The organism is Flavobacterium sp. DG2-3 (assembly GCF_030730925.1).
Classification (GTDB): Bacteria; Bacteroidota; Bacteroidia; order Flavobacteriales; family Flavobacteriaceae; genus Flavobacterium.
Genome location: NZ_JAVAMB010000023.1, coordinates 67,323 through 75,461, shown reverse-complemented (window position 1 = coordinate 75,461; position 8,139 = coordinate 67,323). Strand labels below are relative to the sequence as shown.

The following is an 8,139-nucleotide window of genomic DNA, read 5'->3' as shown; positions in this document are numbered from 1 at the left end:
GATTAAATGAACTTATATGGTGAAACCAAAAATTAAACCATAAAAGCTATATAAGGTAATTTAAGCTGGATGCTTTTAAGCTCATAAAAGTTTTAGACAAAGCAGATTAAATGAACTTATATGGTGAAACCAAAAATTAAACCATAAAAGCTATATAAGGTAATTTAAGCTGGATGCTTTTTAAGCTCATAAAAGTTTTAGACAAAGCAGATTAAATGAACTTATATGGTGAAAACGAAAATTTAAACCATATAAGTTATATAAGGCAATTAAAATTTTGCAGCCTTATATTTGCTTTCGAATGCTTTGCGCAATCTGAGATTAAATAAACTTATATAACTTATATGGTGAAAAACAAAAAAAAATAATATTATGTTTTTTAAATCAACTTTTTTCGAAGATTATAAAATCGACGATAAACGAATAACTATCGGAAGAACCATAACAGAAACTGATTTTGTGGTTCATGCCGGACACACTGGAGATTTCTTTCCGCACCACATGGATGAAGAATGGTGCAAAACTCAGCCATTCGGACAAAGAATTGCACACGGAACAATGGTTTTCAGCATTGGAATCGGTTTGACTGCCTCTGAAATTAATCCTGAAGCTTTTTCAAGAGGTTACGACAAAATGCGTTTCGTAAAGCCAGTTCATATTGGTGACACGATTCACTCTGAAATTACAATCTCTGAAAAAGGAGATGCTAAAAAGCCAGAAATGGGCGCTGTAACTGAACATGTTGAAATCATTAATCAGCGTGGTGAAGTGGTGCTTGTCTGCGATCACCTTTTGTTTGTCAATAAAAAGTAAACTTTTTCTTGAAGTGACAAAGAAACAAAGTTGCAAAGAGACAGAGGTTTCTCAACTTTGAACATATTCTTTTGGCACTTAAACTTGAAGAAATAAAGCAAAAAAATAAACAACAAAGAAATTTAGGTTTCCACACTTTGAACCTTTGTCTCTTTGTCACTTTGAACCTAAAAAAACTATCAAACGAATGCAAATTACAAACCAAACTGGCGATCAACACGAAGTGCCAACTGAAGGTGGAAACGGAAAACAATATCTGCTGCCTTTTATTTTAGTTACATGCCTATTTTTTCTGTGGGGAATGGCCCACAATCTTGATTCTGTATTGATTCCGCACTTGAAAAAAGCGTGTGAATTAAATAACCGCCAATCGACTCTTATTGATACTTCGGTTTTCTTTGCTTATTTTATTATGGCTATTCCTGCGGGAATGCTGATTAAAAGATTTGGTTACAAAAACAGTATTATCACAGGTTTATTAGTGTTTGCTATTGGAGCTTTTTTATTCGTTCCTGCAGCCAATACTCGTACTTATGAATTGTTCTTATTTGCTTTGTTCGTAATCGGTTGCGGATTAACGATTTTAGAAACGAGCGCGAATCCGTATGCGGCGATTTTAGGACCAGCAGAATCATCTTCTAAGAGATTGAATTTAGCGGCTTCTTTCAACGGCTTAGCGGCAATGGTTGCTCCTATTGTAGGTTCGCTATTTATTCTTTCTGGAACTAATCATACGCCAGAACAAATGGCAGCGATGCCAGAAGCTGAAAAAGCGGCTTATTTATTAGGTGAAGCGGCTTCTGTAAAAATGCCTTATATTGTTTTAGGGAGTATTTTGGTTTTGGTTGCGATTATATTTTATTTCGTACAATTGCCTTCTATGAAAGCTACTCATGCAGAAGCTGAAATTAAACCTGGATTTTTCTCTGTTTTAAAGTTTAGACATTTAAGCTGGGGAGTTGTAGCGCAATTTTTCTACGTTGGTGCGCAGGTTTGTATTACGAGTTTCTTTATTCGTATCGCACAACAAGGCGCAGGATTAGACGAAAAAACAGCTGGATATTATTTAGGTATTTATGGTTTCCTTTTTATGGCTGGACGTTTTATCGGAACTTTCTTTTTACGTTTTGTAAAAGATTATGTTCTTCTTTCTATTTATTGTGTAATGAGCGTTTTACTTTGTCTAGTAGCAATCTATGGTTCTGGAATTGTGGTAATCTACGCTCTTGGTGGAATTGGATTCTTTATGTCTATTATGTTCCCGACAATCTTTTCTTTGGGAATTAAAGGCTTAAAATCAAATACTGAAACGGGTTCTTCTTGGTTGGTAATGTCTATTGTCGGCGGGGCTATTATTCCGTACGGAATGGGAACTTTAATTGATATGAATCATGATGATATTCAGTCGGGATATATTATACCGTTGGTTTGTTTCTTGATTATTCTTTCGTTTGGCGCTATTGGACATAAAGTAAAAACTGTTACGGAATAATTTTTATAGCCACAGATTATTTTTTATAGCCACGAATTACACAAATTTCTCGAATTTTTATTTTATCGAAATATTAATTGCCGCCAGCTTTAGCTGGAGGTTTTTATTTAAGCTTCTTGAAGGGCTTTAGCCAAACTTTTTTAGCCACGAATTCACAAATTTTTATTTTACCAAGACTGCATTAACTGAAGCTTACTTGAATTAAAAAAAGAATATTTTCTAACCACAAATTACACAAATTAGCGCAAATTTTATTTCTAAAATACCAATTGCCTCCAGCTTTAGCTGGAGGTTTTGTTTAGGAAAGTACAAAGGCTTTAGCCAAACTAAACTCAAAGTTTGGCTAAAGCCCATACATTCTCAATCTTTTAACCTCCAGCTAAAGCTGGAGGCAATTCATCTACATTTTTTTCAGCTAAAAATTAGCATAGATTGTATATTTTTTTCCAATAATAAAAATTCGAGAAATTTGTGGAATTCGTGGCTAAAAAAAATCTTTTTAATCCCAATAATCTGTGGCAAAAAACACAATAAAAAACGCCTCCAAATTGGAGGCGTCTTTCTTTAGTCATGTTTAAAATTAACGGTGTTTGCCGTTACCGTGATCGTGGTTCTTGTCTGACTGTTGTTTGGAGTTATTTCCTTTTTTGTTTCCGTTGTGATTTCCGTTATTGCTTTTTACTGGTTTTTCTCCTCTGTTTTTTTGAGGTTTCCCTACATAGCCTTTTGGATAGCTAGCTCTGTGTTTTGTATGGTAACTATAAGGAGAATCTCCTCTATAATCGGTCAAAACTACTTTGTAGCCAGAGTACAAATCATAATTTCTATATCTTGACGGAAGTCTTTTTTCGCGAATCCATTTTCCGCTGTTATCGTAGATAAATACGCTCTGATTTACATCATAATATACATCGATATCCGGCAAATAATAATAACGGCTGTTGTCGTAACCTTGTGGTCCCCAATTTGGAGGAGTACCAATATTTACATTTACTGATACTTGCGCTTGAGCAAAAAATACACTCATAAAAAGCACTGAGGCGAATACTAACTTTTTCATGTCTTTAGAATTTAATTGTTAATCTTAGTAGATATTAATCGAAAGTAATGCCAAAAAGCTGCTGTTCAAGTATTCATTATACAAAATCACCAAACTAATCGACGGATAGTGCTTTTTAAACGATGTACTTTTCAAAAAAACGTCTCAAAAATTGAGACGTTTTTTCATTATAAACAATTATTTCCAACCACCACCCAACGCTCTGTACAAATTAATTACAGCTTGCAGTTTTTGCAGATTATCTGCTACCCCGCTTAACTGTGCTGCTAAAAGATTTTGCTGCGATGTTAATACATCTGTATAATTAGTTGCTGAACTGTATTCTAAAAGTTCTTCGGTAAAATCTACTGCTTTTTCTAAAGCTGCAATCTGCTTGGCTCTTGAATCTTCTTTTTCTACAGCCATTTGGTACGAATACAAAGCATTTGAAACTTCCTGACCCGCCACTAAAAGGCTTTGCTGGAAATTATTGTATGCTTGCAATTGTTGCGACTGCGCCGTTGTCAATCTCATTTTGTTTAATCCGTTATTGAATATAGGCTGTGTTAATCCTCCAATAATCGAATAAAAAATCGAATGGCTAAAGAAATCATTTAATTCTAAATTTGAGAATCCTGTGCTTGCCGTAAGTGTCAAACTTGGGTAGAAATAGGTCTTCGCCAAATTTGTTGATTCGAAAGCAACTCTGAAGTTAAATTCCGCTTGACGGACATCTGGACGATTATTTAGCAATTGAGCAGGCATACCGATCGAAATTTGTTCTGGAATAATCTGTGTGCCTAAAACTCCTCTATCAATTGGTCCTGGAGCTTGTCCTAGCAAGATATTTAAAGCGTTTTCTGTCTCACGAATATATTGTTTCAAATCTGGAATCAAAACTTCTGCTGCGTGCTGGTTAGCTTCACTTTGTACAACCGCTGCTCCAGTAACAATCGCTCCTTCTTTTAAGGCTTTTATTGTTTCAACATTTTCAATACGGGTTTTTAAAGTTTCCTGCGTAATTTCCAACTGTTTATCATAAGACAAAAGCAAGAAATAATTATTGGCAATATCTGCAATCAATTGTGTTTGAACCGCTTGTTTTGCGGCATCTGTTGCTAAATAAGTGGCTAAAGCGGCTCTTTTAGAACTGCTTAGTTTTCCCCAAACATCAATTTCCCAAGAAGTGCTAACGCCCAATTTATAAGTTGTCGTTAAAGTATTGATATTGATTCCCGCCGGAAAGTTTAATCCTGCTTGAGATTGCTTATTGTGCGTTACATTGGCATCCAATTGCAATGATGGATAATACGCCAATTTGCTCTGACGCAAAGTAGCTCTCGCCTGAACAATGTTTTCAATCGCATTTTTCAAATTCAGATTTTGATCTAATCCTTTTTGAATTAATGCATTCAGTTTTTCATCTTTAAAAACCGTATTCCAAGGCATATCGGCAATTGTAGTCGAATCTGATGAATTCTGATCGCGGTACAATTGATCGGTTTTTAAAGTAGTGGGACGTTCGTATTTCTTGGTAACAGAGCACGCACTAATCAGTGCGGCTGTTATTACCAGTAAAATATATTTATTTGAACTATTCGTCATCTTTCTTGTAATTAAAATTTACTCTTTGTGAGCTTCTATTAAATGAATTTCGTCTTCATCATCATCGTCATCGTCATAACCGTCTTTTGCCGGTCCGCTAATTTTTTCCTGTAAAGTCTGGAAAATGATAAACAATACTGGAATTACGAAAACCCCTAAAATTGTTCCGATTAACATTCCTCCTACGGCTCCAGTACCAATCGATCTGTTACCAACCGCACCCGCTCCAGTAGCAAACATCAGCGGTACCAATCCTAAAATAAAAGCAAACGAAGTCATCAAAATTGGTCTTAAACGTGCCACAGCTCCGTCAATTGCAGCTTGCACAATCGGAAGACCTTTCCTTCTTCTATCCAAAGCAAACTCGACAATCAAAATACCGTTCTTCGCGAGAAGTCCAATAAGCATGATTAAGGAAATCTGTAAATAGATATTACTGTTCAATTTGAAAATAATCGAGAATAAATACGCTCCAGCCAATCCAAACGGAATTGAGAATAATACTGCGAATGGCAAAATATAACTTTCGTACTGCGCACTTAACAAGAAGTAAACGAATACCAGACACAGAATAAAAATGAAAATCGTCTCACTTCCTGATGCTAATTCCTCACGCGTTAATCCAGAAAATTCGTAACCGTAACCTGCTGGAAGGTTTTCTGCTGCCACTTCTTGAATGGCTTTAATAGCATCTCCCGAACTGAAGCCTGGTTTTGGCGCTCCTGTAATCGAAATAGAAGTAAACAAGTTGAATCTTGAAATCGATTCTGGACCAAATACTCTCGTCATTTTTACAAACTCGGTAATTGGCGCCATATTTCCAGCACTATTACGAACAAAGATTTTATTTAATCCTTGTGTATTGGTTCTAAATTCTGGAGAAGCCTGAATCATTACACGATATTGCTTTCCAAATTTGTTGAAATTTGAAGCATACAAACCACCGTAATAACCTTGCATCGTAGATAAAATCGAATTTACCGAAACTCCTGCATCTTTCGCTTTCGCTAAATTAATATCCATCATATACTGCGGGAAACCAGGGTTAAATGGCGTTGTCGCGTATTGAATTTCTGGACGTTCCGATAGTTTTGCTAAGAATTCCTGATTTACTTTATAAAATTCAGCCGTTGTATGACCTCCTTTATCCTGCAATTGGAATTCGAATCCACCACTTTGTCCAAAACCTTGAATAGTCGGTGGCGAAATAAAGAAAATATTAGCTTCACGAATTCCGCTTGTCTTCGCAAAAAGCTGTCCGATTACATCGTCAACACTTAGATCACGTTCGTCCCAAGGTTTTAATTTTACAATAACCATACTGTAGGCACTACCCGCACCCGCAGTAAAGTTCTGCCCTACGATACGAAGCGTATTTTTAACGCCCGGAATGGTCTTCGCAATACTATCCACTCTTTTTGCAATAACATCAGAACGTTCCATAGAAGCTGATGGCGGCAAACTAATATTGGCGAAAACAGTTCCTTGATCTTCTGAAGGCACGAAAGCTGAAGGCGTTGTTTTCATCATATAAACTAATGCAATACCTGCAATTACAATAGAAGCTAATGCAATCCATTTTTTTACCGAAAGGAAACTTACCGAACGTTTGTATCTTGCTGTAACATTATCAAAAGCAACGTTAAATGAAGTGTAAAAACGCTGTAAATAACTTTTATGTTTATGATCGTCTGCATGTGGTTTCAATAAAAGCGCACATAAAGCCGGACTCAAAGTCAAGGCGTTTACCGCAGAAAGTATAATCGCAACTGCTAGTGTAATACCAAACTGTTTGTAGAAAACTCCCGTAGATCCTCCAATAAAAGTTACCGGAATAAATACCGCAGCCATTACCAATGTAATCGAAATAATCGCTCCCGAAATTTCGTCCATGGCATGAATTGTTGCTTTTTTAGCCGATTTATAACCATGATCCAGTTTGGCGTGAACGGCCTCCACGACCACAATCGCATCATCGACCACAATACCAATGGCGAGTACCATTGCGAAAAGCGTCAATAAGTTAATGGTAAATCCGAATAAATTCAGGAAGAAAAACGTACCCACAATCGCAACCGGAACTGCAATGGCTGGAATTAAAGTCGATCTAAAATCCTGAAGGAAAATAAACACTACGATAAAAACCAGAATAAAGGCTTCTACCAATGTATGGATTACTTTTTCAATAGAAGCGTCCAAGTTTTCGTTAACGTCCACCAAAGTGGTGTATTTAACTCCTTTCGGAAAATTCTTTGCTGCTTCTTCAATCAGTTTTTTAGAATTGTTGATTACGTCACGCGCGTTAGATCCTGGAGTCTGGCTAATGGCCATCGCTGCAGATTCTACACCGTTGGTTTTAATAGTCGAAGCATAACTTAAAGATCCTAACTCAACTTTTGCAACATCTTTAAGACGCAACATTTGGCCGTTTCCGACAGATTTGATAACAATATCTTCAAATTCCTGAGCTGTTGTTAAACGCCCTTTGTATTTAATTACATATTGAAAAGCCTGATTTCCGTTTTCACCAAATTTACCTGGCGCCGCTTCGATATTTTGTTCTGCCAAAGCAGCCGAAATATCGCTTGGAATCAGTTTGTATTGCTGCATTACGTCTGGTTTCAGCCAGATTCTCATCGAGTAATCTTTGGCACCAAAAACGGTTACATCTCCCACCCCAACTACACGCTGAATTTGCGGTACAAGGTTGATTTTTGCATAATTCTGAAGAAACGTCTGGTCGTAAGCTTTATCATCACTGTATAAAGAGAAAATCAATAAGTTACTACTCTGACTTTTCGTAACCGTTACCCCAGCCTGAGTTACCTCTACTGGCAGCAAACTTGTTGCTCTAGAAACCCTGTTTTGCACGTTTACCGCTGCTAAATCTGGATTTGTTCCTACTTTAAAGAAAATCTTAATTGAAGCATTTCCGTCGTTGGTTGCTGTAGAAGTCATGTACGTCATGTTTTCTACACCATTAATTTGCTCTTCCAACGGAATTACGATACTTTTCAGTACCACGTCGGCATTGGCACCAGTATAACTTGCCGCCACATTTACAGTTGGAGGCGCAATATCTGGGTATTGCGATATCGGCAACTCAATTAGGCCTAAAACACCTAAAATAACGATAATAACAGATATTACCGTTGAGAGTACGGGTCTTTGTATAAATTTTTTAAACATT

The 8,139-nt window shown here is 36.6% G+C and carries 5 protein-coding genes; 2 read left to right on the top strand and 3 right to left on the bottom strand.

Annotation, left to right across the window (positions count from 1 at the left end):
- Positions 1-372 precede the first annotated feature (372 nt).
- Positions 373-813 carry a MaoC/PaaZ C-terminal domain-containing protein gene (locus Q9Q97_RS21170; RefSeq protein WP_306160787.1) on the top strand — a complete coding sequence of 147 codons (441 nt, stop codon included), beginning with the start codon at positions 373-375 and terminating at the stop codon, positions 811-813.
- Between the two features lie 187 nt (positions 814-1,000).
- A complete protein-coding gene (gene fucP, locus Q9Q97_RS21165) occupies positions 1,001-2,305 on the top strand; it encodes an L-fucose:H+ symporter permease (RefSeq protein ID WP_306160786.1) in 1,305 nt (434 codons plus the stop codon).
- A 580-nt stretch (positions 2,306-2,885) separates the two neighbouring features.
- Here the strand turns inward: fucP and Q9Q97_RS21160 are convergent.
- The 3 genes from Q9Q97_RS21160 to Q9Q97_RS21150 form a co-directional block, all read right to left on the bottom strand.
- Positions 2,886-3,365, bottom strand: coding sequence for a hypothetical protein (locus Q9Q97_RS21160; RefSeq protein WP_306160784.1), 480 nt, complete (start codon positions 3,363-3,365; stop codon positions 2,886-2,888).
- Positions 3,366-3,542: 177 nt separating this feature from the next.
- Positions 3,543-4,949: an efflux transporter outer membrane subunit gene (locus Q9Q97_RS21155; RefSeq protein WP_306160782.1), complete on the bottom strand. Its 1,407-nt coding sequence runs from the start codon at positions 4,947-4,949 to the stop codon at positions 3,543-3,545.
- 18 nt (positions 4,950-4,967) lie between these two features.
- On the bottom strand, positions 4,968-8,138 hold the full coding sequence (locus Q9Q97_RS21150) for an efflux RND transporter permease subunit (protein WP_306160779.1): 3,171 nt from the start codon (positions 8,136-8,138) through the stop codon (positions 4,968-4,970).
- Position 8,139 lies beyond the last annotated feature (1 nt).

Bases quoted from the DNA above. Each gene is read 5' to 3' on its own strand.
- Q9Q97_RS21150 (WP_306160779.1), bottom strand. From the start codon at position 8,138: ATGTTTAAAAAATTTATACAAAGACCCGTACTCTCAACGGTAATATCT.
- fucP (WP_306160786.1), top strand. From the start codon at position 1,001: ATGCAAATTACAAACCAAACTGGCGATCAACACGAAGTGCCAACTGAA.
- Q9Q97_RS21170 (WP_306160787.1), top strand. From the start codon at position 373: ATGTTTTTTAAATCAACTTTTTTCGAAGATTATAAAATCGACGATAAA.
- Q9Q97_RS21160 (WP_306160784.1), bottom strand. From the start codon at position 3,365: ATGAAAAAGTTAGTATTCGCCTCAGTGCTTTTTATGAGTGTATTTTTT.
- Q9Q97_RS21155 (WP_306160782.1), bottom strand. From the start codon at position 4,949: ATGACGAATAGTTCAAATAAATATATTTTACTGGTAATAACAGCCGCA.